The 26,434-nt window shown below is 66.1% G+C and carries 28 protein-coding genes, 4 tRNA genes and 1 pseudogene; 7 read left to right on the top strand and 26 right to left on the bottom strand.

The features are described from left to right. Positions 1-60: 60 nt before the first annotated feature. The 17 genes and pseudogenes from IAE60_RS15130 to IAE60_RS15210 form a co-directional block, all read right to left on the bottom strand. A complete protein-coding gene (locus tag IAE60_RS15130; RefSeq protein ID WP_187572889.1) occupies positions 61-318 on the bottom strand; it encodes a hypothetical protein in 258 nt (85 codons plus the stop codon). A gap of 155 nt (positions 319-473) precedes the next feature. Next, positions 474-1,694: a tyrosine-type recombinase/integrase gene (locus IAE60_RS15135; RefSeq protein WP_187572890.1), complete on the bottom strand. Its 1,221-nt coding sequence runs from the start codon at positions 1,692-1,694 to the stop codon at positions 474-476. Positions 1,695-1,868: 174 nt separating this feature from the next. Further along, positions 1,869-1,955: transfer RNA gene (locus tag IAE60_RS15140), tRNA-Leu, on the bottom strand. Between the two features lie 112 nt (positions 1,956-2,067). Beyond that, positions 2,068-2,143, bottom strand: a tRNA-Gly gene (locus tag IAE60_RS15145). Between the two features lie 30 nt (positions 2,144-2,173). Then, positions 2,174-2,247: transfer RNA gene (locus tag IAE60_RS15150), tRNA-Cys, on the bottom strand. A 105-nt stretch (positions 2,248-2,352) separates the two neighbouring features. Then, positions 2,353-2,428, bottom strand: a tRNA-Gly gene (locus tag IAE60_RS15155). Continuing rightward, positions 2,419-3,066 carry a CDP-diacylglycerol--glycerol-3-phosphate 3-phosphatidyltransferase gene (pgsA, locus tag IAE60_RS15160; protein ID WP_162109168.1) on the bottom strand — a complete coding sequence of 216 codons (648 nt, stop codon included), beginning with the start codon at positions 3,064-3,066 and terminating at the stop codon, positions 2,419-2,421. Before pgsA ends, IAE60_RS15155 begins: the two co-directional genes overlap by 10 nt. A 7-nt stretch (positions 3,067-3,073) precedes the next feature. Continuing rightward, complete coding sequence (gene uvrC, locus IAE60_RS15165; RefSeq protein ID WP_187572891.1) at positions 3,074-4,921, bottom strand: excinuclease ABC subunit UvrC; 1,848 nt, start codon at positions 4,919-4,921, stop codon at positions 3,074-3,076. After that, the gene (locus IAE60_RS15170) at positions 4,918-6,333 is read right to left on the bottom strand and encodes an NHL repeat-containing thioredoxin family protein (protein WP_187572892.1); all 1,416 of its coding nucleotides are present in this window, start codon (positions 6,331-6,333) and stop codon (positions 4,918-4,920) included. The genes uvrC and IAE60_RS15170 overlap by 4 nt, the downstream gene beginning before the upstream one ends. Before the next feature lie 31 nt (positions 6,334-6,364). Continuing rightward, positions 6,365-6,829: a low molecular weight protein-tyrosine-phosphatase gene (locus tag IAE60_RS15175; protein WP_187572893.1), complete on the bottom strand. Its 465-nt coding sequence runs from the start codon at positions 6,827-6,829 to the stop codon at positions 6,365-6,367. Continuing rightward, positions 6,826-7,587, bottom strand: a complete 762-nt coding sequence (kdsB, locus tag IAE60_RS15180; RefSeq protein WP_187572894.1) for a 3-deoxy-manno-octulosonate cytidylyltransferase — start codon at positions 7,585-7,587, stop codon at positions 6,826-6,828. Before kdsB ends, IAE60_RS15175 begins: the two co-directional genes overlap by 4 nt. Before the next feature lie 27 nt (positions 7,588-7,614). Further along, a complete protein-coding gene (lpxK, locus tag IAE60_RS15185) occupies positions 7,615-8,622 on the bottom strand; it encodes a tetraacyldisaccharide 4'-kinase (protein WP_425504436.1) in 1,008 nt (335 codons plus the stop codon). Between the two features lie 11 nt (positions 8,623-8,633). Beyond that, on the bottom strand, positions 8,634-10,388 hold the full coding sequence (gene msbA, locus IAE60_RS15190) for a lipid A export permease/ATP-binding protein MsbA (RefSeq protein WP_187572896.1): 1,755 nt from the start codon (positions 10,386-10,388) through the stop codon (positions 8,634-8,636). Then, positions 10,385-10,807 (bottom strand): ExbD/TolR family protein, encoded by a 423-nt coding sequence (locus tag IAE60_RS15195; protein ID WP_187572897.1) that lies wholly within the window; start codon positions 10,805-10,807, stop codon positions 10,385-10,387. Before IAE60_RS15195 ends, msbA begins: the two co-directional genes overlap by 4 nt. Before the next feature lie 9 nt (positions 10,808-10,816). Beyond that, positions 10,817-11,482, bottom strand: coding sequence for a MotA/TolQ/ExbB proton channel family protein (locus IAE60_RS15200; protein ID WP_185896436.1), 666 nt, complete (start codon positions 11,480-11,482; stop codon positions 10,817-10,819). After that, positions 11,376-13,881 (bottom strand): annotated as a pseudogene (locus IAE60_RS15205) (DNA internalization-related competence protein ComEC/Rec2); the annotation flags it as partial. The pseudogene IAE60_RS15205 and the gene IAE60_RS15200, both read right to left, overlap by 107 nt. A gap of 1 nt (position 13,882) precedes the next feature. Then, positions 13,883-14,890, bottom strand: coding sequence for an integron integrase (locus IAE60_RS15210; protein ID WP_187572899.1), 1,008 nt, complete (start codon positions 14,888-14,890; stop codon positions 13,883-13,885). Positions 14,891-15,068: 178 nt separating this feature from the next. Here IAE60_RS15210 and IAE60_RS15215 point away from each other — a divergent pair, with 178 nt between their 5' ends. From IAE60_RS15215 to IAE60_RS15245, 7 genes are all read left to right on the top strand, one after another. Next, the gene (locus IAE60_RS15215; RefSeq protein WP_222937151.1) at positions 15,069-15,473 is read left to right on the top strand and encodes a hypothetical protein; all 405 of its coding nucleotides are present in this window, start codon (positions 15,069-15,071) and stop codon (positions 15,471-15,473) included. A 71-nt stretch (positions 15,474-15,544) separates the two neighbouring features. Then, complete coding sequence (locus IAE60_RS15220; RefSeq protein WP_187572901.1) at positions 15,545-16,060, top strand: hypothetical protein; 516 nt, start codon at positions 15,545-15,547, stop codon at positions 16,058-16,060. Positions 16,061-16,514: 454 nt separating this feature from the next. After that, the gene (locus IAE60_RS15225; protein ID WP_187572902.1) at positions 16,515-16,970 is read left to right on the top strand and encodes a hypothetical protein; all 456 of its coding nucleotides are present in this window, start codon (positions 16,515-16,517) and stop codon (positions 16,968-16,970) included. Between the two features lie 66 nt (positions 16,971-17,036). Continuing rightward, complete coding sequence (locus IAE60_RS15230) at positions 17,037-17,384, top strand: hypothetical protein (protein WP_187572903.1); 348 nt, start codon at positions 17,037-17,039, stop codon at positions 17,382-17,384. Positions 17,385-17,515: 131 nt separating this feature from the next. Then, positions 17,516-18,403 (top strand): AbiTii domain-containing protein, encoded by an 888-nt coding sequence (locus IAE60_RS15235; protein WP_222937153.1) that lies wholly within the window; start codon positions 17,516-17,518, stop codon positions 18,401-18,403. A 60-nt stretch (positions 18,404-18,463) separates the two neighbouring features. Beyond that, positions 18,464-19,153 carry a S1 family peptidase gene (locus tag IAE60_RS15240; RefSeq protein ID WP_187572905.1) on the top strand — a complete coding sequence of 230 codons (690 nt, stop codon included), beginning with the start codon at positions 18,464-18,466 and terminating at the stop codon, positions 19,151-19,153. An 87-nt stretch (positions 19,154-19,240) separates the two neighbouring features. After that, on the top strand, positions 19,241-19,645 hold the full coding sequence (locus tag IAE60_RS15245) for a hypothetical protein (RefSeq protein WP_187572906.1): 405 nt from the start codon (positions 19,241-19,243) through the stop codon (positions 19,643-19,645). Positions 19,646-19,760: 115 nt separating this feature from the next. Here the strand turns inward: IAE60_RS15245 and lolD are convergent, their stop codons facing one another. The 9 genes from lolD to IAE60_RS18970 form a co-directional block, all read right to left on the bottom strand. Then, on the bottom strand, positions 19,761-20,468 hold the full coding sequence (lolD, locus tag IAE60_RS15250; protein WP_187572907.1) for a lipoprotein-releasing ABC transporter ATP-binding protein LolD: 708 nt from the start codon (positions 20,466-20,468) through the stop codon (positions 19,761-19,763). Beyond that, positions 20,461-21,708, bottom strand: a complete 1,248-nt coding sequence (locus IAE60_RS15255; RefSeq protein ID WP_187572908.1) for a lipoprotein-releasing ABC transporter permease subunit — start codon at positions 21,706-21,708, stop codon at positions 20,461-20,463. The genes lolD and IAE60_RS15255 overlap by 8 nt, the downstream gene beginning before the upstream one ends. 410 nt (positions 21,709-22,118) lie before the next feature. After that, positions 22,119-22,367 carry an FAD assembly factor SdhE gene (locus tag IAE60_RS15260; protein ID WP_162109200.1) on the bottom strand — a complete coding sequence of 83 codons (249 nt, stop codon included), beginning with the start codon at positions 22,365-22,367 and terminating at the stop codon, positions 22,119-22,121. Continuing rightward, on the bottom strand, positions 22,364-22,795 hold the full coding sequence (locus tag IAE60_RS15265) for an MAPEG family protein (RefSeq protein ID WP_187572909.1): 432 nt from the start codon (positions 22,793-22,795) through the stop codon (positions 22,364-22,366). Before IAE60_RS15265 ends, IAE60_RS15260 begins: the two co-directional genes overlap by 4 nt. Before the next feature lie 4 nt (positions 22,796-22,799). After that, positions 22,800-23,582, bottom strand: coding sequence for a succinate dehydrogenase iron-sulfur subunit (locus IAE60_RS15270; RefSeq protein ID WP_162109202.1), 783 nt, complete (start codon positions 23,580-23,582; stop codon positions 22,800-22,802). Positions 23,583-23,599: 17 nt separating this feature from the next. After that, positions 23,600-25,390, bottom strand: a complete 1,791-nt coding sequence (gene sdhA, locus IAE60_RS15275) for a succinate dehydrogenase flavoprotein subunit (protein ID WP_185896445.1) — start codon at positions 25,388-25,390, stop codon at positions 23,600-23,602. 5 nt (positions 25,391-25,395) lie between these two features. Beyond that, complete coding sequence (gene sdhD / locus IAE60_RS15280; protein ID WP_142124151.1) at positions 25,396-25,779, bottom strand: succinate dehydrogenase, hydrophobic membrane anchor protein; 384 nt, start codon at positions 25,777-25,779, stop codon at positions 25,396-25,398. Continuing rightward, positions 25,776-26,168 carry a succinate dehydrogenase, cytochrome b556 subunit gene (gene sdhC, locus IAE60_RS15285; RefSeq protein WP_187572910.1) on the bottom strand — a complete coding sequence of 131 codons (393 nt, stop codon included), beginning with the start codon at positions 26,166-26,168 and terminating at the stop codon, positions 25,776-25,778. The genes sdhD and sdhC overlap by 4 nt, the downstream gene beginning before the upstream one ends. Positions 26,169-26,228: 60 nt before the next feature. Beyond that, a complete protein-coding gene (locus IAE60_RS18970) occupies positions 26,229-26,414 on the bottom strand; it encodes a DUF1674 domain-containing protein (protein WP_162109210.1) in 186 nt (61 codons plus the stop codon). Positions 26,415-26,434 lie beyond the last annotated feature (20 nt).

Here is a 26,434-nt window from a genome sequence, read left to right on the forward strand (position 1 = left end):
GGCGGCATAGCTGCGGCCAGCTCGATGGCAACGGCTTTCAGGGTTACGGGGTCGAGGACGTTAGCCACGGATCACCCCCACGGCGGACGCGTCGCGGTTGATCGGGTGGCAGGGATCGACCTTGATCGCCGGCAGTGCCAGCGCTATGGCCAGGAGATAAAGCACCGCGAACGTCGGATACAGATTGCGCTCTGCGGACAGCCAGCGAGTGGCCGTTTTCAGAAGGAAGCCCGTTTGATAAAGGGCTAGGTGTGTGCGGTTGTTCAGGCGCGAAACAGCCCGCGCCAAGCGATCACCGGTAGAATTCCGGGTTGCCATGGTCGACTCCTACTTAGTCGGTTGTGGAAGGCCGGGTCAGGGGTTGCCGCCCCTGGCTCGGCCGCTTCATTTGCGGCCTTGCTTTTTGCTGTCGCTCTCTTTGGTCCTCCCTTCGTAGTGTTCGCCTACGCGCCACCATGACGCGCTCGGTGCATTTAGCTCGACTGCTTGGCCTTGCGAATCGGAACCACCTTGTCCGGCGCGGTGCGCAGCCCGTCTAGATAGTCCGCCCAAGCCTGCATCATCTTTTTGCGCTCTGGGAGGTGTGTTGTTCGGTTGTATGCCCTGCCCAGCGGATCCTTAACAGCATGCGCCAACTGGTGCTCGATGTAGTCGGGCCGAAAGCCAAGAGCCTCGTCCAACAAGGTGCGAGCCATGGCGCGGAAGCCGTGGCCGGTCATGGTGTCGCGGTCGTAGCCCAAGTTGCGGAGAGCAGCATTGATTGTGTTCTCGGACATGGCCCGGCTTGCCGTGCGCTCGCTGGGGAACACGTAGGGGCTGCGCTTGGTGTACGGGTGAAGCTCCCGCAGGATCGCGACGGCCTGCTTCGACAGCGGCACGATGTGCTGCGTCTTCGTCTTGGTGACCAGGTAGCGCCACTCAGCGCCGTCAAGGTCGATGTCTGCCCACTTCGCCTGACGCAGTTCGCCTGGGCGCACGAACACCAGAGGAGCCACCTTGAGGGCCGCCCTGACCACCACGGTGCCCTGATAGCCATGAAGTGCCCTTAGGAGCGCTCCGATGTCGTCCGGGCTCGTGACGCTGGGGAAATGTCGGGCCTGAACCTGCTCGAGAGCGCCCGTTAGATCCGGAGCCGGGTTGCTGGTGGCGCGGCCGGTGGCGATGGCGTACTTGAAGATACGCCCCGCTAGAGCCCGAACACGGTGAGTCGTCTCGATGACGCCGCGGTTCTCCAGCTTGCGGAGGGCGGCCAGGAGTAGCGGCGCCGTGACTTCGCTGATGGGAGTCTCGTAGATCGGCGCCAAGTACTTCTGGAGCGCTCGGCGGTCCCGCTCCACCGAGTGCGCCGTCATCCCCTCGCGCTCACGCTTGGCGATGTACTCCAAGCCGATCGCACCGAAGGTGTTGGAGTGCTTCTCGACGCTAGCGGCCTTGGCAGCGCGCTGGGCATGCGCGGGGTTCGCTCCCGCCTTCACCGTGGCCCGCAGCCTGTCGCGCTCTCTACGCGCGTCCTGGAGCGATACAGCCGGGTACTCGCCAATCGTGGCCATGCTGGGCTTGCCGGCGAACCGATATCGGTAGCGCCACACCTTGGCGCCGGTCGGGCGGATCTCAATGCAGAGGCCGTTGGAGTCCGCGACCCGATAGGACGCGTCCTGCACCTTCAGCGCTCGCAGCTTGGTATCCGTCAGCACCCTGGGCTCCGTGTGAGTCGGGAGCAGTGAGTGTCGCCCCCTGACACACAGACTGACTCACTTTATTAGCAGATGCAAGTGGACAAGTCTGGACACCGATGGACGGTGACCTGCCAGAAAACCCCTATTTTCCTACCTATTCCGGACTTCCCCGGATGTTGCTGGACTGCTTTATGGTGCCCGGAGCCGGAATCGAACCGGCATGGCCTTGCGGCCGGCGGATTTTAAGTCCGATGCGTCTACCAGTTTCGCCATCCGGGCACGGGGATAGCCTGCCTCACTCGCACCGCGTTGGAAAGCGGCGCCCTTCCGGACGCCGGAAACAGCGAAGCCCCGCATGCGGGGCTTCGACGTGCTTCCGGAGAAGCGTACATGGAGCGGGAAACGAGACTCGAACTCGCGACCCCGACCTTGGCAAGGTCGTGCTCTACCAACTGAGCTATTCCCGCATGGAGGACGCGGTTGCGTCTTCCTGGTACTGGAGGCCTGGGTCGGAATTGAACCGGCGTACGCGGATTTGCAGTCCGCTGCATAACCACTCTGCCACCAGGCCGATGGCGACCGCGCCAGACTGGCGCAATCCAGACGCTTTTTCAAGGCGCCTGCAAAACAAAACCCCGCATGCGGGGTTGTGTCGTTGCTTCTTGCGAAGCGAATCTGGAGCGGGAAACGAGACTCGAACTCGCGACCCCGACCTTGGCAAGGTCGTGCTCTACCAACTGAGCTATTCCCGCGTCGAGAGAGACGAAATTGTAGCGTGTTGTTCGGGTCTGTCAACCGTCTTTTTTTCGCCTTCGCGCAGGATCGGCCACGCCGCGAGCAGGTACTGGATGCCGGACCACAAGGTCAGCAGGGCGGCGATCGCCAGCAGCCAGTCGCCGAGCAGGAAGACCCAGCGGCCCATCCAGATATCCTCCAGCGCCTGCCGGCCAGGGGTGGACGCGTACAGCAGGCAGGACAGCGCCACCATCTGCACGATGGTCTTGATCTTGCCCAGCGCCGCCACCTTCACCGTGGCGCGCTGGCCCAGTTCGGCCATCCATTCGCGCAATGCGGACACGGCGATCTCGCGCCCCACGATGACCGCGGCCCAGATGGCCATCCACATGGTCGGGGTGTCCTGCACGATCAGGAACAGCGAGACGGCCACCATCAGCTTGTCCGCGACCGGGTCGAGGAAGGCGCCGAACGCGGAATACAGGTGGTAGCGGCGCGCGATCCAGCCATCCAGCCAGTCGGTGACCGCCGCCAGCACGAAGATGAAGGCCGCCGCGAAGTTGGTCCACGAATACGGCAGGTAGAACACCAGCACCAGCACCGGGATCAGCACGATCCTCAGCAAGGTGAGCCACGTGGGAACGGTCAACTTCATTGCGGGCTTACTCGGCTCCTGCCTCAGGGGACGGCAGTCCGTGCAGGTTAGCGTAGATTCGCTCGGCGAGCGCGGCGTTCACGCCCTCCACCCGCGCGATCTCGTCGGCACCGGCGGCCTTCAGGCCCGCCAGGCCGCCGAAATGCTTGAGCAGGCTCGCGCGCCGGCGCGGGCCGATGCCGGGGATGTCCTCCAGCTTGCTGGTCATGCGGGCCTTCTGCCGCTTGCCGCGATGACCCGTGATGGCGAAGCGGTGCGCCTCGTCGCGGACCTGCTGGATCAGCTGCAACGCCTGCGATGCCGCCCCCGGCCGCAGTTCACGCCCATCGGGCAGCACCAGCGCCTCGTGGCCGGCACGCCGCTCCACGCCCTTGGCCACGCCAACCAGGGTCACTCCCGCCACGCCGAGGTCGGCCAGCGCAGCCTGCGCCTGCGCCAGCTGGCCCGCACCGCCGTCGATCAGCAGGACGTCGGGCAGTACGCCCCCCTCCTCCACCGCGCGCCGGAACCGGCGCTCGATGGCCTGGTGCATGGCGGCGAAGTCGTCGCCCGGCGTGATGCCGGTGATGTTGTAGCGACGGTACTGGGAGCGCACGGCGCCGTTGGCATCGAACACCACGCACGAGGCGACCGTCGCCTCGCCCATCGTGTGGCTGATGTCGAAGCACTCGATGCGCTTGGCCACCTCGGACAGGCCCAGCAGGTCCTTCAGCGCTTCGCTGCGCGCGGTCTGCGCATTGCGGCTGGTCAGTTCGGTCGCCAAGGCGATCTCGGCGTTGCGCCTGGCCAGGTCCAGGTAACCGGCGCGTTCGCTGCGCACGTTCCACTTGAGCTGGACCTTGCGTCCGGCCGACGCGGCCAGTGCGTGCTCGATCAGCTCCGTGTCCGGGATTTCGCGATCGAGGACGATCTCCTGCGGCGCCGGCTGCTCGGCGTAATACTGCGACACGAAGGCGCCCAGCACCTCCGCGGCCGAGTCCTCGCCATTGGTCTTCGGAAAGAAGGTGCGCGTGCCCAAGTTGCGGCCGTCGCGGAACGCCAGCAGCAGCACGCAGGCCTGGCTGCCCTGCATGGCGCAGGCCAGCACGTCGAGGTCGGCGGCGTGGCCGTCCACGTACTGGCGCGCCTGCAGCGTGCGGATCGACGCCACCAGATCGCGCAGGCGCGCGGCCTGCTCGAATTCCAGCCTGGCACTGGCCTGCTCCATGGCGGCGCCGAGTTCGCGGGTCAGTTCGTCGCTGCGGCCGTCGAGGAACAGCGTGGCCTGGCGGACCGATTCGGCGTAGTCGGCCTCGGCCACCAGGCCCACGCACGGCCCGCTGCAGCGCCCGATCTGGTACTGCAGGCAGGGCCGCGAGCGGTTGCGGAACACGCTGTCCTCGCAGTTGCGGATGCGGAACAGCTTCTGCATCAGGTTCAGCGTCTCGCGCACCGCGGTGACGCTGGGGTACGGGCCGAAGTAGCGCCCCGGCACGGCGCGCGCGCCGCGGTGGAACGCGATGCGCGGCCATTCCTCGCGAGTGAGCAGCACATACGGATAGCTCTTGTCGTCGCGCAGCAGCACGTTGTAGCGCGGCGTCAGCGACTTGATCAGCTGGTTCTCCAGCAGCAGCGCCTCGGCCTCGGTGCGGGTGACCGTCACGTCCATGCGCGCCACCTGGGACAGCATCGACTGGATGCGCGGCGACTTGGGCGAGTTGTTGAAGTAGCTGGTGACGCGCTTGCGCAGCGCGCCGGCCTTGCCCACGTACAGCAGCGTGTCGTCCGCCGCATACATGCGGTACACGCCAGGTGCCGTGCTCAGCGCGGCCGCGAAGGCCTTGCCGTCGAATTCCGCCTGGGGACTGCCGCTCATTCGTCGATGGGCACGTGGCTCAGTTCGCCGGTGGCGATATCGTAGCGCAGCACCGCATGGGCATCGGTTTCGGCGATCCACACCGCGCCCGCGGCCACCGACAGACCCGCGGGCCCGTGCAGCGCGCGCGGCAGCGCGACCGTCGCCAGTTCGCCGCCGCCCAACCGCAGCGTGCGCAGGCTGCCGTTGCCGCTGTCGGCGATCCACATGACCGGCGTATCGGGCCCCAGCGCGATGGCCTGCGGATGCTGCAGGCGCGCGCGATCGCGCGGACCGTCGTCGGCGCCGAAGGTCCAAGCGCCCTGCCCGATCAGCGTCTGCACGACGTCCCCGCGCAATTGCATCGAACGGATCGCCGAGCCGGCCGCATCGCACACGTACAGCGTCTGCAGAACGGCGGCCAGGCTGGCGGGCTGCGCGAATGCGGCCATCGGCCCGCTGCCGTCACGCACGTCCAGCTGGCCCGAGCCGGCGCGGGCACGGATCTCGCGCGTCCCCAGGTCGTAGCTCCAGATGCGGTTGTCGCCCGCCATCGCCAGGAACACCTGGTTGTTGTTGACCACCAGAGCCTGCGGCTGGTTCAGCGCGACATCGCGCGGCGCCACCACCACGCCTTCGGCGGGCTCGCCCGCGCGTCCGTTGCCGCACAGCGTGTCCACCGTGCTGGTGGGCAGGTTGATGCGGCGCAGGGCGTGGTTGCCGGTGTCGGCGACGTACAGCGACTCGCGCACCAGCGCCAGTCCCTGGGGTCGACGAAACGCGGCGTGGTTCAGTTCGCCGTCGGCCAGGTCCGGCGTACCCATGCCGAACTGGCGGATCACCCGGCCCTGATGGTTGCACTCCAGCACACGGTGATGGCCGGTGTCGGCCACGAACAGGCGATCCGGCGTGGCCACCAGTCCCGTGGGGAAGCACAGGGGCATCCGCGGCTCCGGGTGGGCCTCGCGAAAGGCACGCAGGTCGTCGTCCGGCGGCGCATGCAGGCCGTCGCACAGACGGGCGATCTGCCGCTCCAGCTCGGCCAGGCCTTCCGCGCCCACCGCGCGATGACGCACGTGGCCTTCGCCATCGATCAGCAGGACAGTGGGCCAAGCGTCAACGCCGAAACGCTGCCAGGCCACCCAGTCGGCATCGTGCGCCAGCGGCAGCCCATTGCCGTGCCGCCGGAGCCGCTTCAGCGCGGCCTGCGGTTCGCGCTCGCTGTCGAAGCGCGGGACGTGGATGGCCAGCGCCTGCAGGCGGCCCAGGTAACGCGCCTGCAGCACGGCCAGGTCGTTGAGCCGTTGCGCACACCAGGCCGAAGCGCCATTGACGAACGCCAGGGCGACGATGCGCCCGCGCTGCTCGTGCAGCGTGGTCGCGGGCGCGTTCAGCCATTGCAGGCTGCGCGGCAGTTCAGGAGCCAGGGTCATGTCCGTCATCTTCCGTGATTATGCCCAAGTCTCAACCGGCAGCGAGCCGGGCCACGACCGCCTGTGCGGCCGAATCGACCAGTCGCCAGACCCGCTGGAAGTCGTCCGGCCCACCCGTGTAGGGGTCGGGCACCTCGCCTCCGGCCCGGATGCCGGCCCATTCCAGCAGCAGCGCGACGCGCTCGCGGCGTGCCGCGGGTGCCAAGCGCAGGACATCGCGGACATTGGCGCGGTCGGCGCACAGGATCCAGTCGAACGCCTCGAAGTCGGCGGCGTGCAGCTGGCGCGCCCGTTGCCCCGCGATGTCCACGCCATGGCCGCGGGCGCAGGCGATGGCGCGCCTGTCCGGCGGTTCGCCGGCATGCCAGCCGCCGGTGCCGGCGGAATCCACCTGCACCCGGCCGGCCAGCGGCGACGCCTCCAGGCGCGCCTGCAACGCGCCCTCGGCCATCGGCGACCGACAGATGTTGCCCAGGCAGACGACCAGCAGCTTCACGCCTGCGCCTGCAGGATCGCTTCCGCACGCGCCAGGTCCTCCGGCGTATCCACGCCGGGCGGAAACGGCGCCGGGGTCAGGGACACCGCGATGCGATGCCCTGCTTCCAGCACCCGCAGCTGTTCGAGCGACTCCACCTGCTCCAGCCTGCCCGGCGGCATGGCCGCGAACCGGCGCAGGAAACCGGCGCGATAGGCGTAGATGCCGATGTGACGCAGCCACTGGCCGTCGGGCAAGGCATCGCGGGACTGTGCGAAGGCGTCGCGATGCCAGGGGATGGGCGCGCGGCTGAAGTACAGCGCGTCGCCGTTCGCGGCGCGCACCAGCTTGACCGCATTCGGATCGAACAGCGTCGCCGCGTCCTCGACGGGCACCGCCAGCGTGGCCATGTCGGCGCCGCTGGATGCCAGCGTATCGGCCACGGCGCGGATCCCTGCCGGCGGCGCGAAGGGCTCATCGCCCTGCAGGTTCACCACCACCGTGTCGTCGGCCCACCCGGCGGTGTCGGCGCATTCGGCCAGCCGGTCGCTGCCGGACGCATGCCGCTCGGACGTCATCGCCACGCGCACCCCGGTGTCCCGCAGGGCGTCGCGGATGCGCGTGTCGTCGGTGGCCACCCACACCTCGCGCGCGCCGGCCGCCAGCGCGCGCCGGGCCACGTGCACGACCAGCGGGGTGCCGCCGAGCAGGCGCAGCGGCTTGCCGGGCAAGCGCGAGGCGGCATGCCGGGCGGGAATGGCGACGATGAAATCGGTCATCGGGCAACACTCACTAAAGGAAGGGATTCAGGCCTTGCCGGCCCGGGCGGCCGTCGCCTCCGCCAGCCGTTCCAGCAACGCGATCCAGAAGGCTTCCGGCAGCCTGGCCACCACCGGCACGCTGTAGAACCACCCGTTGGCGAACGTCGCGCATTTCACCGCATCCTTCTCGGTCATCAGTACGGGCAGTTCGCTGCCGAACTCGAAATCCTCGGCGCGATAGGCATGGTGATCGGCGAAGGCGTGCGGCACCACGCCCAGGCCGTGGCGGCGCAGCATGGCGAAAAAGCGCGCTGGATGACCGATGCCGGCCACCGCATGCACACGCTGACCCGCGAACGCCGACAACGGCCTGGGCCGCCCGCCGCGTAGCGGCAGCGCGCCATCGGCCTGCAGGTGCAGCGGCCATTCACCGAATCCCGCGGCGCCTTCGGCGTCCGGCAGGTTGACCACGCGAAAGTCGCACTCCGTCGCGCGCGCGGCCGGCTCGCGCAGGGGGCCGGCCGGCATCAGGCGACCGTTGCCGTACCGGCGCGCGCCATCGATCACCTCGATCTCGATGTCGCGCCGTAGGCGGTAGTGCTGCAATCCGTCATCGCAGATGACGACATCGCACCCGGCTGCGACCAGCGCCTTCGCCGCCGCCACGCGATCGCGATCCACGCGCACCCGGGTACCGGTATGGCGCGCGATCAGCACAGGCTCGTCGCCGCCTTCGGTGGCCGGCGTGCCCGCGTCCACCCAGCGCGCCTGCGCTTCGTCGCCGCGCCCGTAGCCACGACTGGCCACGCCGGGGCGGAACCCCGCGGCCCGCAGCCGCTCCACCAGCGCGATGGTCAGCGGCGTCTTGCCGGTGCCCCCGGCGATGATGTTGCCCACCACGATGACCGGCACGCCGACACGGTGGCGGCGCAGCACGCCCATCCGGTAGAGCCGGCGACGCAGGGCGATGACGGCACCGTACACGCCCGCCAGCGCGCGTGCCCAGGCCGGCACGGGCGCGTTGCCGAACCAGTAGCCCGGAGGTTGCGGCATCGTGCGCCTGCTCACCCCGCCTCGCCCTCGCGGAACTGCATCTGGTACAGGTGCGCGTAAAGGCCGCCACGTGCAAGCAGTTCACCGTGGGTGCCCTGTTCGACCAGGTGCCCCTGGTCCAGCACCAGCACCTGGTCGGCGTGCTCGATGGTCGACAGGCGGTGGGCGATGACCAGCGTGGTGCGGTCGGGCATCAGCTTCTGCAGCGCGTTCTGCACCAGCCGTTCGGATTCGTTGTCGAGTGCGGCGGTGGCCTCGTCCAGGATCAGGATGGGCGCGTCCTTCAGCATCGCACGCGCGATCGCCAGGCGTTGCCGCTGGCCACCGGACAGGCGCCCGCCCTTGTGTCCGATCGGCGCGTGCAGCCCTTCCGGCAGCTCGCTGACGAACTCCATCGCGTTGGCGCCGCGCACCGCCTCTTCCATGGCGCCGGCCTGCGCGCCCTGCAGTTCGCCGTACGCCACATTGGCGGCGACGGTGCCGTCGAACAGCATCACCTGCTGCCCCACCAGCGCGATCTGCCGGCGCAGGTCGGCCAGGCGGTAGTCCTGCAGGGGATGGCCGTCGAGCAGGATCTGGCCCGCTTCTGCCTCGTAGAAGCGTGGAATCAGCTTGATCAGCGTGGATTTGCCGCTGCCGGAACGCCCGACGATGGCGGTGACGGTGCCAGGCCGCGCGGTGAAGTTGATGCCCTCCAGCGCGGGACGGCTCTGACCGGGATAGCGCGCGGTGATGTCGCGGAATTCGATCACGCCTTTCGCACGGTCCAGCGGGCGGGTGCCGTGATCCTGCTCGTCGTCCGCGTCCAGCACCGTGAACAGGCGCTGCGCCGATGCCACGCCCCGCTGCAGCATGTTCTGCACGTTGGTCAGCTGTTTCAGCGCCGGAATGATGGCCATCATCGACACCATCAACGATACGAAACCGCCTGCCGTCAGGCGCCCGGCCATCGCCTCGCGACCGGCGAAGAACAGCAGCAGCGCCAGGCCCACCGCGCCCATCAGCTGCACCATGGCCGAGGAAATGCTGCGCGTGGCCTCGACCTTCATCGCCAGCTTCAGGTTGGTGTCCGCCAGGCCGGCGTAGCGCTTCAGTTCGGTCCGCTGGGCGCCGTAGATCTTCACTTCCTGCTGGTTGGACAGGGTCTGGTCGGCGGCCTGCATCATCTCCGCCCCGCTCTCCTGGATGCGGTGGCTGATGCGGCGGTACCGCTTGGCCACCCTGTCCATCATCCATGCCAGCGGCGGCGCCATCAGCAGGATGGCGATGGTCACCTGCCAGCTGGTGTAGAGCATCACGGCCAGCATCGCGACGACCTGCAGCGACTGCTGGATCATCACCTTCATCGCGTCCACGGCCGCCTGCGCCACCTGGTCGCTGTCCGATCCCAGGCGCACGAGCATCGACGGGACGGGTTCGGTATCGAAGCGCAGGCCGGGCAGCCGCAGGTACTTGCCCAGCACCTCGACACGGAAATCACGCGCGATGCTGCGCGCCGCCTTGCCCATGCCCATGTCGGTGATGTAGCCGGCCACGCCGCGGATCACGAACAGGCCCACGATGTAGGCGGGCAACAGCAGGCTCTTGGCCTCGTCGCGCTTGATGAAGGTCTCGTCGACCACGCTTTCCATCAACTTGGCGAACGCACCGCCTGCGCCCGCCTCCAGCAGCATGCCGACTCCGGCCAGCAGCAGCAGGCCCCGGTAGGGTCGGGCGAACCCGAGCAGCCGGGTATACACCTTCCATGGCGAATCGGTTCCGCTCACTTCTGCGCCTCCGGCGCGGTGGCGATGTTGACCTTGCGGAAGCCCAGCTGGCCCAGCGCATCCAGCGCGGTCACTACGGCCTGGTGCGGCGTGCGCGCATCGGCGCGCAGAAGCACGGGCCGGCTGCGATCGCTGCCGGCGACCTGCTGCAGGGTCTGTTTGAGGGCATCGATGTCGGGCCGCAGCACTTCGTGTTCATCGACGAAGTAGCGCCCATCGGCGTTGACCAGCACGCTGAGTGCCTTCACCTGCGCGGCCACCGGCTCGCCCGCGGCGCTGGGCAGCTGCAGCTGCAGCATCGAACGGGCATCGAAGGTGGTGGTGATGACGAAGAAGATGATCAGCACCAGGATCACGTCGATCAACGGCACCAGGTTGATCTCGGGCTCTTCCTGCGCGCGGTCGTCGCGGATGCGCATGCGGCGGCCTCAGGCGCTGGTCGGCGCCGGCGCCGCGGCGGCCGCGCCGGACGGGCGCACCACCGGGCGCGGATGGCGGGCCTCCAGCGCATCCACCAGCGCCGTGGCCTCCTTCTCCATCTCCATCACGTAACCGGTGACCCGGCCACGGAAGTAGCGGTGGAACAGCAGCGCCGGGATGGCCACGATCATGCCGGCCGCCGCGCACACCAGCGCCTTGCCGATGCCGCCCGCCAAGGCGTTGACGTCGCCCACGCCGCTGTCCTGGATGCCCAGGAACATCTGGATCATGCCGACCACGGTGCCCAGCAGGCCCAGCAGCGGCCCCGCCGAGGCGATGCTGCCCAAGGCATTGAGGAACTTCTCCATCCGATGGACCACGTGGCGGCCGGTGTCCTCGATGCGCTCGCGGATCTGGTCGCGTGGCCTGTTGCGCACGTCCAGCGCCGCCGCCAGCAGCTCACCCAGCGGCGAGTTGCGGCGCAGCGATTCGATATGGGCCGGTTCCAGCTGGCCGCGGGCGGCCCAGGCGCGGACCTCTTCGCCCAGTCCCGGCGGCAGGATCTCCTTGCGACGCAGCGACCAGAAACGTTCCACCACGATGGCCAGGGCCAGCACGCCGAGCAGCAGCAGCGGGATCATCGGCCAACCGCCGGCCTTCACCAGTTCCAGCACGTTCAGTCCTCCGGCGCATCGGGCCGTTCCTCTTTCGGCCGATAGGATAGCCCACCGGCCCGCTGGCGCCGCACCGCGTCCCACCAGCGTGGCCGGTCGTGACGCCGTTCACGCACCTGCAGCCCGTCCGCGCCCACCCACACCCGCAGTGCGCCGCTGGACTGCGTATCCAGCAGTTCGCTGCCGCGGGCGCGCCAGCGTGCGACCACCGGCGCCCGCGGATGACCGAAGCGGTTGCCGGCGCCGCTGGAGTTGAGCACCAGCCGGGGAGACGTGGCGGCGACGAAGGCCGGATCGGACGAACCGGCGCTGCCGTGATGCGGCAGCACCACCACGTCCGCACGCAGCGATGCCGCGTCGCGATGCACCAGGCCGCGCTCGACAATGGCGCCGATATCGCCGGGCAACAGCAGGCTGCCGTGCGCCGTTTCCACCTTCAGCACGCAGCTGGCCTCGTTGCCCAGGTAGGGGAAGTAGCGCCCTGGATGCAGGAACCGGAAACGCACCCCGTCCCACGTCCAGGCGGCGCCGGCCACGCAGGGCGCCCGCGCCGGCACCCCACTGCCCAGCGGCGACAGCACGGTACGCACCGACAGGCTGTCGCGCACCGCATCCACCCCGCCCGCATGGTCGTTGTCGCCATGACTGACCACCAGGGCGTGCACGTGCGTCACGCCCAGCGCTCTCAGGGCCGGCACGACGGCCCGCTCGCCGGCATCAAACCCGTCCTCGACCGCCGGGCCGGCATCGAACAGCAACGCATGGCGCGAGGTACGCACCAGTGCCGACAACCCCTGCCCCACGTCGACCACCACCAGTTCCACCTCGCCCGCGCGCGGCCGCTCGCGATCCGGCCACACCAGCGGCAGCCACAGCAGCACGGCCAATGCCTTGCCCGGCACGCCGCGCGGCATCAGCAGCCAGAACCCGCCGGCCAGCGCCAGCCACAGCGTCCAGACCGGACTTTCGGGCAACCAGTGCAGAGCCTGAGGATGGGCGGCCACGACCTCGAAGAGGCGCCAGGTGGGCCCGAAACACGCGGCCGCGGCCTGCCACGCCCACACGCCTGCCCCCGCATGAAACGTTTCCAGTGCCGTTCCCAGCAAGGCCAACGGAACAACCACCAGGCTCCACCATGGGATCGCCACCAGATTCGCCACCGGCCCCGCCAGCGACGCCTGCCCGAACAGCACCGCCGTGAGCGGCAGCAGGCCTATCGTGGCCACCGCCTGCGCGGGCAGGAACGCCTTCGCCCAATGCATCGACGCAGGGAGGCACCAGGCCAGCCAGGCCACGCCGCCGAAGCTGAGCCAGAACCCGGCCGCCAGCAGCGACAACGGGTCGAACAGCAGGACGGCCAGCATCGCCAGCGCCAGCACGTCCACCAGGCGCACATGGCGGCGCGCCAGACGGGCCAGCACCACCACGGCGATCATCAGCACCGTGCGCACCGTCGGCAACGCGAACCCGGCGGCGGCGGCATAGGCCACCGCGCCTGCCAACGCCATCGTGCCGGCCACTTGCGGACGGGGTATCCACCGCGCCAGCGCGGGAAACAGCCACCACAGTCCCGCCCCGATCAGTGCGCAGCCGCCTGCCACCAGCCCCACATGGAATCCGGAGATCGCGATGAGATGGGTCAGGCCCGTGGCGCGCAGGACCTGCCAGTCTGCATCGTCCAGCGCACGCGTGTCGCCCAGCGCCAAGGCGCGCACGAAGCGGGCCGAATCGCTGCGTACTTCCCGCGCGATGCGTTGGGACATGGCATCGCGCCAGGCGTCGATCCCGCGGGCCGGTGCCGGTTCCCTGGCCAGGGCGGGATGGCGGATGTAGCCGGTCGCCGCGATACGCTGCGCCACCGCATGGCGTTCGGCATCCATCCCGCCCGGATTGGCCAATCCCCGCGGCGCACGCACGCGCACCTGCAGCCGCCAGCGTTCGCCCGCACCCAGCCGTGTGCGGGGACCGGCCACCTCGGCACCGAAGTCGTCGTACCACGCCAGTCGGACCAGTTTCCCGCGCAGCGGCGCCGGCTGTGCGTCGGCATCGTCCACCCGCAGCAGGAACCGCGTGCGCCGGGCCTGCGGTTCCGGCAAGCCCACCACGCGTCCACTGACGATGACGTCGCGCCCCTCCCAGGCCGGCGGCAACTGCGCACTGAAGCTCCACGTGGCATGCAGGCCAGCCCAGGCCGCGCCCGCCAGCATCGCCCCCGTCCAACGCCAACGTGCGCCTGCGCCCCAGCCACCTATCCCTGCGACCAGTCCGACCCACAGGACGGCGACCGGAGGCAGTGCAGGAGACCACAGCAGAGCCACCATGCCCAGCAAGACCGCTGCGGTACATGCCAGGCCGAAAGGCGGCAGCGGATAGCGTGCCGGAAGGGCGGCGGCCGCCATGTCAGCGGTCCAGCGGGCTGAGCACCGCTCCTGCGCCGCGGTTCAGCACATGGGTGTAGATCTGGGTGGTGGCGACGTCCTTGTGCCCCAGCAGTTCCTGCACGGTGCGGATGTCGTAGCCTGCCTCGATGAGATGGGTGGCGAAGGAATGGCGCAGCGTATGCGCCGTCACCGGCTTGTTGATGCCCGCGGCAAGCTGCGCACGCTTCAGCGCCCGCGACAGCATCGCCTCGTCCAGGTGATGCCGCCGCCACCGGCCATCGCGCGGGTCCAGGCTCAGGTTCCGCGCAGGGAACACGTACTGCCACCCGAGTTCCCTTGCCGCCTTGGGATACTTGCGCGACAGCGCATGCGGCAGCCACACCTCGCCCGCGCCCCGCCCGAGATCGCACTGGTGCAGGACGTGTACGCGCTCCACCTCCGCCTGCAACGCCGGCACCAGCGACGCCGGCAACACGGTCCGGCGATCCCTGCCGCCCTTGCCCTCCCGCACCGTGATCTCGTTGCGGGCGAAATCCACGTCCTTCACCCGCAGGCGGACGCCTTCCATCAGCCGCATCCCGGTGCCGTACAGCAGCCGCGCCAGCACCGCCATCCGCCCCTCCATGTTGGCCAGCAATGTCCGCACTTCGGTTTGCGAAAGGACCGTGGGAACGCGCCGCGGCCGCTTGGCGCGCACCACGTCGTCCATCCAGGCCAGCTTCATGCCCAGCACGTCGCGATAGAGGAACAGGAGGGCCGACAGGGCCTGGTTCTGTGTGCTGGCCGCCACGTGCCCCTCCACCGCCAGACCGGTCAGGAACGCCTCGACGTGCGTCGCCCCCAACTCACGGGGATGACGTGTCCCATTGGCCAGGATGAACCGCCGTATCCATCCCAGATACGCACGCTCGGTACGCAAACTGTAATGACCGACCCGCAAACGCCGGACAACGTCCTCCAGCAAGCGCCCACGCACCCCACCCTCGCCCGCCTCCGATACCGCCCCGACCTTCGGCTGATATTCCATGACCGCCGCATTCCCTGCGAATAACGCGACCACCCTCGCACCCGCCGGCAACGCCCGCCATCAGGCAAGGCATTGAACTCGCATAGGAAAACCCCGATTGACGCCCAACGGCACGACCTGAATACTCGGCGCTATTACCCCGTTTTGGGGTCTACTAGTTAGTTAGGGGGCTTGGAGAGTGTCATCGTCGCTGAAACCACTGAAATCAGTGGCGCACAACGTCTGCCATCAGTTCGCCAGCACGCTCAACTACTGGGCCGGCGATTACGGCATTAATCACTTCGCGCGCTCGGTCGTTGCTGCCGGCGGTTCCGTCGCCGTGGATCTCCTTGCTGGCACGTCGCGGCCGCCCTTGGCCGGAGAAGGCGCCTTGGGTGTGCAGCAGTTGGCTTCTGCTCTTCCGGCCCTGTTGGTCAAGGAAGGCTTCGAGACCAGCCTGCTGGACTCGGCCGTCGCCAACTACCGGGTTCGCGGTCCTTTGCCTGAGCCTGGCGGCAACGTAGCGTACGATTGCCGCGTAGAGTTCAGTACGGTCGGGGGACGCTCGTACGTGATTGAGCTGTCCGGGCTCAACGCGCCGTAGCCGCCCCCTAACAATTCATTCAAGCCGAACCCGCTTCGCGGGTCGGCTTAATTCTGGTGTTAGGGGGCAGGATGGAGTTCATTCGCACGTGTGGCTTCTTGTTGGCGGCTTCAGTCGCGACCGCATGCTCGCAGGAGCTTCCCTCTCGCGCCGTATCGCAGGAGCTGGGAGGCGGCGAGCACATAGAAAATCCGGATACGGGCTTGCCTACCAATCCTTCCAAGCGTCGCCTGCCGGGCTCCGTGAAGATCATTTCAGACAAAGACGAGAATTTTGGTATTGATCTGTCGGCCGTAACGCCAGAACAAGCATCAATCGTCAAATCGGCTTGGAGGAGTTACGAGACCATTCTTTCTGGCGGGCGCCCTGACTGCCCAGAGGCGCCGTTTGCCCCATCAGATGGCGGCACTACCATCTACTTTTGCGACGGATATGACATTGTTCGTGTACACGGCTTGTCCGGAACAGCTGAGTCACCCGGGTACGACTACGGCCCCTCTTTGGACCTACTCAACGGGCAACGCGTTGAGCGCCTCAAGTTCTACACGCAAGCGGACATGGCCAAGCTTGATCGGCCTGCCCCCTAACAATTCATTCAAGCCGAACCCGCTTCGCGGGTCGGCTTAATTCTGGTGTTAGGCCTTGATGGAAACGTTCGTGAGCATCGTATTCCTGCTTTCCGCGCTCGCGGTCCTGCCTGCATTCGCGGCATCCATCCATTGCTCTAGCCGCTTAAACAGCTACCTGCGGCAAAGGCACCCGAGCACCTGGGCCGAGATCGCGCCAGACTCACTCTCCGAGCCCTCCCTTTCCGCTCCGGCGACCAGATTCGTTACACAGCGTGCGTATCGAGAGATCGACGACGCTCACCTCAATGCGCTAGGAGACAGCTGCTTTCGGCTACTCTACGTTGCGGCCACAATCTTCTTGGTCTTCGTGCTTTCCGGGCTGACTTATGGTGCACTCAAGGCCTAACAATTCATTCAAGCCGAACCCGCTTCGCGGGTCGGCTTAATTCAGGTGTTAGGCATTGGAACAAACATGACAGCATCTCCAGAAAAACTACATGAGCTTCTGACGTACTGCATCGATTTCGGCAAAAGCATGCTCACCAAATCTGGTGAGTTTCATCCATTTGGCGCCACGCTCGGCCTTGACGGCAAGGTGACTGCTGCCGGCGGTTACAACGGCGAGGAGCGTTCTGCCGCACAAGATATCTATCGCCTTCTTGGAGAGGCTTTTACTTCCAGCGCCACCGAGGGCTCCATTGCCGCAGCCGCTCTAGCAGCAAACGTGGACATCCCACATGAGTACGACCCGCCCGCTCCGGACGGCATACGCGTACTTCTTGAGAGCAAGGATTTCTCAAGGTTCGTTTACATCCCATATGTCATCAAGCGGCAGGGGCTCTTCACCAAATCCAACTCCGTGACCTTGTTTGAGCCAATCGCTGTGCAGGTTAGCCCTGGCATCTTCAAGGCCGCCGCCAATGCCTAACAATTCATTCAAGCCGAACCCGCTTCGCGGGTCGGCTTAATTCTGGCGTTAGGCGGCAGGTGAAGCATGTTCGGCCTGTGGAAGAAAAAGCCGTCACGGCTGGAGCGGTTTGGCTGTAAGACCAAGGACGATGTACTCAACAGAATCGCCTACATGGTTGGCTATGCACCTGACTTCCCGCCCGAAGATGAGATGGATCTCAGCTTTGCGTTTGCCTGCGTCGAGTATGGCCTTGTCAGAATCGAAGAGCTTGATGGTAGGCCTGCCATAGTCGCTGTCATAGCCAACGTCCGCGAGGCGTTGCAGCGCGCTCAACGACTGTTCGCATCAGGGGAAATTGTACCAGCCTGCCATGCCCTTCAAGATGCGGAGGATTTTCTTGCTCCTATTCGCGTGAAGGCAGTTGTGGCGTAAGCTGCCGCCTAACAATTCATTCAAGCCGACCCGCTTCGCGGGTCGGCTTAACTCAGGTGTTAGCCGTCGTAGGGGGCTCCGTGGCTACTCAAAGCAAGTCAAAGCATGTGCTTGAGCTCTCCGGAGAGCTCTTGGACGATATTGAACTCAGTCGCCTCCAGGCCGAGCAACTCATTCTCAAGGCGTCGAGGCTCGCACGGCTAGCTGGCTCCGACGAGGTCAGGACGTGGCTTCGGTTCGAGATGACCGGCTACAACAGCACTGACCCTATTTCGCTCAAGTACATGGGCGTGACCGATCGCTGGACTGACTACGAGAAGAAGGAAGGCTACTACGGCCCGCTAGCCCAGCAAGAGTCGACCATTGCCACATACACAGGGCAACTGGCGTCCATGCGCACCCCCGACGTGGCCGGAGATTACGCGAACCTCGCCATAACAAACGTCACCAATTCGATGTCAGCCATCTCCAAGACTGTTTCACGACTGGCTGGAATTCGCTCAAAAGTACTTGGGCAACTGCACTCGTTCGTCTCTGAAGTGTTCTACGAGAAGCAGTTTGAAACATTAGCTGAGTCTATTTTCGAGCGCTGGCAGAATGGTATTGACGTACTGCTTGCCGAACACTGCGGGCCGGTGTTGGAGAAGATTCCTTCCGTCATGAGCCGGCTCGCTGAGGGTGACCCCGAATCCGTGAGCCAAGCTCTTACCACCTGCCGTCGTATCATTGACTCTTTCGCTGACTCTATTTTTCCGCCATCCGAAGAGACTATCGAGTTAGGCGGCAATCAAATATCGCTTGGGCCAGGAAAGTATCAGAATCGCATCAATGCTTTCGTCGCGCTAAGAACATCTAGCTCTACCAGGAGGCAACGGATCAGGCAGAACCTGTCAAACCTCTATGAGCGCGTGTCGACTGGAGTCCATGCCGATGTCACCGCGGAAGAAGCGCAGTCCCTTTTCCTAAATACGTATCTACTCCTTGGCGAAGTGCTACAGCTAAAAGCAGCCGACGGCTAACAATTCGCCCAAGCCGACGCCGCTTCGCAGCGCAGCTTACCTCAGGCGTTAGACCTGCTGATGATTACCTCGAACGTCTACAACCGCGTCTTCTTTATCAAAGCCGCAGACTACGGAACCGCCTTCGCTATTGATCACAATGACAAGCAGTACCTTGTCACCGCCAGACACCTAGTCGATTCAAGCAATCAAAGAACGATCAAGTTCTTCTTCAATCGCCAATGGGTTGATATTGAAGTTGAGCTAATCGGACTCGGCAGCGGAGAGACAGACATTGCTGTCTTCCGAGCCAATGTACTTTTGTGCACAAAAGAACTGTTCCTTGAACCAAGTTCTAAAGACATGGCGATCAGCCAAGATGTCTATTTCGTCGGATATCCGTACAAGATGTGGACGGATGCTGGAAATTCCATGAATGGCAGGCCATGCCCATTCGTCAAGAAAGGCATCCTCTCTTCCGCTTTTGTTGGAGATGATGGAGTTCCTCGCATGTACGTTGATGCACTGAATAATCCCGGCTTCTCCGGCGGTCCAATTGTGTTCCAACCACCTAGCAAGACCGACTTTAAAGTTGCGGGCATCGTTTCAAAGTTCAAGATTGAATTTGAGCAAGTCATTGACCCTGATGGCGATCACACAGAAATGACCGTGGCTTACAACACTGGATTTCTAATCGGCTACGACATCTCAAAAGCAATAGAGATCATTGACCGCAACCCAAACGGCTTACCAATACCGCAGCAGGTCTAACAATTCGTTCATGCCGAGCACGCCTCGCGGTCTCGGACCGACCGGCACCGCAATGGGCGGGCCGGCTTAACTCAGGCGTCAGGCGGCATGTCAAAGATAATCGCAGTAGTAGCAATGCTCCTTACGTTCCTCACTGGCTGCGCCACAGATGCAACCGTGCGCACGCATGTCAGTGAATTGGCCGGCACCTACTACAGCGGTGACGGCCTTGGCCGCTTGGTATACATCACCCTTCGCCCCGATGGGACCTTTGCTAGCGACTGGCAGGGATGCTTGGGTGTCTACGGAGAGGCGACAGGCTCTTGGCAACTGCAGGGCGACCAGATCATCTTCAACCCTGCTGCCGAGCGTGACGCTCTCGCAGGCTACTTGCGTCGGGCTACAACCATTCGGCATGACGGGCGAATTGGCTTTGCCCGTACTCAGGACGTGGCGCACGACAAGATTCGCCAGGACCTGGTCTTCTTTAGACAGGACGGCGGCGCCTACTAATGCCGCCTAGCACTTCTTTCAAGCCGAATCCGCTTCCCGGGCCGGCTTAGCTCCGTTCACACCGGGGTGAGTGCGGACGACTGACGCATCGGACGGCTGACAAGTCTGCGCCCGCTCACACCGCGTCGGGCGCCAGCTCGCGCAACTTGCCCTCGTGCAGCTCAAGCACCCGGTCCAGCCGGCGTGCCAGGCGCCGGTCGTGGGTTACCAACACCAGGCTGGTCTTCTGCGCGCGATTGAGTTCCAGCATCAGGTCGAACACCGTCGCCGCCGTCTTCTCGTCCAGGTTGCCGGTCGGTTCGTCGCCGAGCACGCAGGCCGGCTGGTTGACCAGGGCACGGGCGACCGCGGCGCGCTGCCTTTCACCGCCGGACAGCTCGCCGGGCTTGTGCTCGAGGCGGTGCCCCAGGCCCACGGACTCCAGCAATGCCTTCGCGCGCGCGGCGGCGTCGGCCGTGGCGGCGCCGCCCAGCATCACCGGCATCATCACGTTCTCCAGCGCGGTGAACTCGGGCAGCAGGTGATGGAACTGGTAGACGAAGCCGAGCGACGTATTGCGAAGCTGCCCGCGCGCGGCGTCCGACAGCGACGACATCTTCTTGCCGGCTACGTAGACCTCACCGGACGTGGGCGTGTCCAGGCCGCCCAGCAGATGCAGCAGCGTGCTCTTGCCGGCGCCCGAGGCACCGACGATGGCCACGGTCTCGCCGGGCTGCACGTTCAGTTCGAGGCCATCGAATACGGGCGTGCGCAGCTTGCCTTCGGCGTAGATCTTGCCCAGCGCTTCGGCGTGGATGACCGCGGAACGGATGGACTCATTCATAGCGCAGCGCCTCCGCGGGCTGTGTGCGGGCGGCGCGCCACGCGGGATACAACGTAGCCAGGAAGCTCATGGTCAGCGCGACCGCTGCGATCAGTACCACCTCGCCCGCATCCAGTTCGTAGGGCAGGCCCGTGATGTAGTAGACATCCGACGGCAGCAGGGTGACGTTGAACACGGCTTCGATGGCCGCGAGGATGTGCTCCAGATTGATCGTCAGCAAGATGCCACCGATCACGCCCAGCACCGTGCCCATCACGCCGATCAGCACGCCCTGCACCATGAAGACCTGCATCACCCCACGCGGCGTCAGGCCCAGCGTGCGCAGGATGGCGATGTCGGCCTGCTTGTCGGTGACCAGCATCACCTGCGAGTTCACCAGCGAGAATGCGCCCATCAGGATGATGAAGGACAACAGGATGCCCATCACCGTCTTCTCCATCTTCAGCGAGTGGTAGAGGTTGGCGTTCTCGCTGGTCCAGTCGCTGATGCGGTACGGCCCCTGCAGCCGCAGCGCGAGATCCCGCGCCACGTCCCACGCCTGGTACATGTCGTGCAGCTTCAGGCGCACGCCGGTGACGCCCTCGCCCATCCGCAGCACGCGCTGCAGGTCGCCCATGTGCACGAGCGCCAGGTTGCGGTCCACGTCGTTGTGGCCCACCGCGAAGATGCCGGTGACGGTGAAGCGTTTGATCTTGGGCATCGCGCCCATGGGCGTGCCCTGGAAGTCGCCAGCGGTGACCACCACGCTGTCGCCCACACCGACCCGCAGCCAAGCCGCCAGTTCCTGTCCCAGCAGGATGTGGAACTCGCCCGGCTTCAGCGAATCCAGCGTGCCGGCCTTCATCTTGCTACCGATCACCGAAACCTTGGGCTCCTCGCCCGGCAGGATGCCCGTGACCAGCGCGCCCTGCGGGTCCGCGTTGCCGGTGAGCATGGCCTGCACGTGGATGAAGGGGGCCGCACCCACCACGCGGGGATCATCCATCGCGATCTTGGTGGCATGGGGCCAGTCCTGCATGGCCTCGCCCGCCCCCATCACGGTGGCGTGCGCGGTGGCCTGCAGCAGGCGATCGCGGATCTCGCGCTGGAAGCCGCTCATCACCGACAACGTGGTGATCAGGATCATCACGCCCAGCGCGATGCCGACGACCGAGGCCAGCGAGATGAAGGAGATGAAACCGTTGCGGCGCTTGGCGCGGAGATAGCGCAGGCCGATGGCGACGGGGATGGGCTTGAACATGCGCCTATGGTGCCCGATCCCCCCGGTGCCGCCCAGCGTCCCCGGCGCCCGCAGCAAGCCGGAGTTCACGCCGCTGCTGTGCCGGCAGCGTGTCGGGCCACCACGCCGCATGCCGCCAGTGCTGCCCTGCACCCTCGCGCCACCGCAGGAACGCCAGCGGGCCACGCCAGAGGACGTGCGCGTCCTGCATCGGCGTACCGTCGACGGTGGGCAGGCGGTCGTTTCCCGGAAACCAAAAGGCGCGCCGAGGCCTCCTCCCCTCGCTGCGTGCCTGCCATCCGCCCCAAGCCAGCGCCGCTACCGCGACAGGCCAGGCCCATGGACGGGGCATTTCGCTCGCCAGGACGGAGACCGCACCCAGCACCCCCAGCAGGATCAGCACCGCCTGCAGCAGGCGCGAGGGACGCCACTCAAGCCGGCAGTTGACGGATCCGTTCGACCAGCGCGGCGAGTTCCGCATCGGGACAGTGCTCGTAGCCCATGAACCAGCGCCAGAGCTTATCGTCCTCGCAATCGAGCAGGCGTAGGAAAACCACCCGCTGCGGCTCGGATTCGGTCGCCCAGCAGCGCGCCAGGTAGCGATCGAACAACTGGTCCAGTTCGCGCATGCCGCGCCGGCAGCGCCAGCGGATGCGCTTGAGTTCGGGATCGTCGCTCATGCCGCCGCCAGTGCGAAGGCCAGGCGCGCCCAGAAGGCGATCAGTACCAGTGTCGCCAGTGCATAGGCGACGAAGCGGGTCATGACGTGGTTGAAGGTGCAGTGGACCGCACTGTGCACGGCACGCAACCCGACGAAGGCCCACGCGAGGGCAAGCGAGACCATGTCCGACACGCCGATGTGTGCCGCCAGCAGCACGCCGGCGTAGAACAGCACCGGCAGCTCGAACAGGTTGCGGAAGTTGTCCGACGCGCGGGTATCGGACAGCAGGCGCACCGAATCGGCCGCGTTCGCCAAGGCCTGCGCGTGGATGCGCTTGCGGGCCATCTCACCCAGGCGCAACTGGTACAGCCTGACCCACACCAGGAAGGTCAGGCCGGCCATCGCCACCGCGGGCCAGAGGATCGCCGTGGCAGGTGCGGCACCCATGCGATCAGGCGCGACGCGCCATCATCAGCTTCTTGATCTCGGCGATCGCCAGCGCCGGGTTCAGACCCTTCGGGCAGGTGCGGGCGCAGTTCATGATGGTGTGGCAGCGGTACAGCTTGAACGGATCTTCCAGATCGTCCAGACGTGCGCCGGTGTCCTCATCGCGCGAGTCGATGATCCAGCGGTAGGCCTGCAGCAGGATCGCCGGGCCCAGGTAGCGCTCGCCGTTCCACCAATAGCTGGGGCAGCTGGTCGAGCAGCACGCGCACAGGATGCACTCGTACAGGCCGTCCAGCTTCTTGCGGTCTTCCGGCGACTGCAGGCGCTCGCGATCCGGCGGTGCCGGGGTCTGCGTGCGGATCCACGGCTTGATCGACGCGTACTGCGCGTAGAAGTGGGTCAGGTCCGGAACCAGATCCTTCACCACGTCCATGTGCGGCAGCGGATAGATCGGCACTTCCGCCTTGGTGCAGTCGCCGATGGCCTTGGTGCAGGCCAGCGTGTTGGTGCCGTCGATGTTCATCGCGCACGAACCGCAGATGCCCTCGCGGCACGAACGGCGGAACGTCAGCGTGGGATCGATCTCGTTCTTGATCTTGATCAGCGCGTCCAGGACCATCGGACCGCACTTGTCGAGGTCGATCTCGTAGGTGTCGGTGCGCGGATTGGCGCCGTCGTCCGGGTTCCAGCGATACACCTTGAAGGTGCGCACGTTCTTGGCGCCCTTCGCGGGGAAGTGCTTGCCCTGGGTGATGCGCGAGTTCTTCGGGAGGGAAAATTCAGCCATGTGTCGGGTCTCCCGGCTCAGTAAACGCGCGGCTTGGGCGGCACCACATCCACGTCCTTGCTGAGCGTGTACATGTGCACGGGGCGGGAATCGAAGCTGCAGGTGCCGTCGTCGGCCACATTGACCAGCGTGTGCTTCTGCCAGTTGACGTCGTCGCGCTCCGGGAAGTCCTCGTGCGCGTGCGCGCCGCGGCTCTCGTGGCGCTGTTCGGCCGAATTAATCGTGGCCACGGCATTGAGCAGCAGGTTGTGCAACTCGTAGGTTTCGATCAGGTCCGAATTCCAGACCAGCGAACGGTCGCTGACTTTCACGTCCTGGAAGCTGGAGAAGATGTCTGCCATCTTGTCGCAGCCTTCCTTCAGCGTCTTGCTGGTGCGGAACACGGCGGCGTCGGCCTGCATCGTGCGCTGCATGTTGTCGCGGATGACCGCCGTGGGCGTATCGCCATTGGCGTTGCGCAGCTTGTCCAGGTGCGACAGCGCCTTGTCGCAGGCGTCACCCGCCAGCGGCTTGTGCGACGAACCGCTCTTGATCGTCTCGGCGCAGCGGTTGGCCACCGCGCGACCGAACACCACCAGGTCCAGCAGCGAGTTCGAACCCAGGCGGTTGGCGCCGTGCACGGACACGCAGGCGGCTTCGCCGATCGCGTACAGGCCCGGCACGACCGCGTCCGGGTTGTCGCCGACCTTGCGCACCACTTCACCATGGTAGTTGGTCGGGATGCCGCCCATGTTGTAGTGCACGGTCGGGATGACCGGGATGGGCTGCTTGGTCACATCCACGCCAGCGAAGATGTGGGCGCTCTCGGCGATGCCGGGCAGCTTCTCGTTGATGACTTCGGGGCCCAGGTGGGTCAGGTCGAGCAGGATGTGGTCCTTGTGCTCGCCGACGCCGCGGCCTTCGCGGATCTCGATGGTCATCGAGCGGCTGACCACGTCGCGCGAGGCCAGGTCCTTGTAGTGCGGCGCATAACGCTCCATGAAGCGCTCGCCGTTACTGTTGCGCAGGATGCCGCCTTCGCCGCGCACGCCCTCGGTGATCAGGCAGCCCGCGCCGTAGATGCCGGTCGGGTGGAACTGCACGAACTCCATGTCCTGCATCGGCAGGCCGGCGCGCATCACCATGCCGCCACCGTCGCCGGTACAGGTATGGGCGGACGTCGCCGAGAAGTACGCGCGACCGTAGCCGCCGGTGGCCAGCACCACGCCGTGGGCGCGGAACAGGTGCAGCGTGCCGGTGGCCATGTCCAGGGCGAGCACGCCGCGGCAGGCGCCCTCTTCGTCGAAGATCAGGTCCAGCGCGAAGTACTCGACCATGAAGCGCGCATCGTGCGCCAGCGACTGCTGGTACAGCGTGTGCAGCATGGCGTGGCCGGTACGGTCGGCCGCGGCGCAGGTCCGCTGCGCCGGCGGGCCTTCGCCGAACCTGGTGGTCATGCCGCCGAAGGGACGCTGGTAGATCTTGCCGTCCTCGGTGCGCGAGAACGGCACGCCGTAGTGCTCCAGCTCGATGATGGCCGGGATGGCCTCGCGGCACATGTACTCGATGGCGTCCTGGTCGCCCAGCCAGTCCGAGCCCTTGATGGTGTCGTAGAAGTGGTAACGCCAGTCGTCCTCGCCCATGTTGCCCAGCGCGGCGGAGATGCCGCCCTGCGCCGCCACGGTGTGCGAGCGGGTCGGGAAGACCTTGGTCAGGCACACGGTCTGCAGGCCCTTGGCGGCCAGGCCGAAGGTCGCGCGCAGGCCGGCGCCGCCGGCGCCCACCACGACCATGTCGTACTTGTGTTCGGTGATCTTGTAAGCGGACATGTGGCTCAGTTCCCCAGCGCGATGCGGGCCACGGCGAAGACGCTCACGATGGCGCCCAGCACGGCGATGAATTTGACGGTGGTCTGCACCGCGAGGGCGAGCAGCGAGTTGTGCACGTAGTCTTCCAGTACGACCTGCAGGCCGAGCTGGGCGTGCCAGAACATGGCGACCAGGAAGCCGACCAGCAGCATGGCGTTCCAGGGCTTGGCGATGGCCGCCGTGGCGGTGACGTAGTCGGCGCCGGACAGGCTCAGCACGAACACCAGGAACCAGATCGTCAGCGCGACCAGTGCGGTGGCGGTCAGGCGCTGGTGGACGAAATGTTCGGTACCGGTCTTCGCCGAGCCGAGGCCGCGCGCGTTCTTGATGGGGGTACGGAAGTCGCTCATGCGCCACCTCCCAGCAGTACGTAGCCCCACACCAGGGCGGTGATGACCAGGCTGCCGATCACCGACAGCCAGCTGTTGCGCACGAACGTGGCGATGCGGTAGCCGATGGCGAAGTCCTGCACGATGTGGCGGATGCCGTTGCACAGGTGGTAGGCGAAGGCCCAGGTCCAGCCGAACAGGAACAACTGGCCGTACCACGCGCCCGCATGTCCGGTGAAGCAGTTCCAGGCATCCGGGCCGATCATCAGCGCCACCAGGCCCGCCGTGATCAGCAGGGCGCCCGCGGCCAGGACGATGCCGGTGGCGCGATGCAGGATGGAAGTCACCATCTGGATCTGCCAACGGTAGACCTGCAGATGGGGGGAAAGCGGACGTTGTGGAGTCGCCATTGCGTTGCGCTCGTTGTCTCGGCTGGGCGGTCAGGACCGCGTTGGCTTTACGCGCACTGCTCAGAAATCGATGCAGCGCCCGTTCTTTTCCCAATCCCCGTAACGCGTGGGCTCGGGCCCGTCGCGGCCGCCGATCTCCTTCTGCACGGCCGTGTCTGCAGCCCCTTCGCCCGGTGTCGGCGGTGAGGTATCGGACGGCTGTGTTCCGGGATCGGGGTCGGGAGTCGGGGGTGTTTGACCTATCATGGTGGTCTCGCAACGCACAA

This window comes from Pseudoxanthomonas mexicana, from assembly GCF_014397415.1.
GTDB lineage: Bacteria > Pseudomonadota > Gammaproteobacteria > Xanthomonadales > Xanthomonadaceae > Pseudoxanthomonas_A > Pseudoxanthomonas_A mexicana.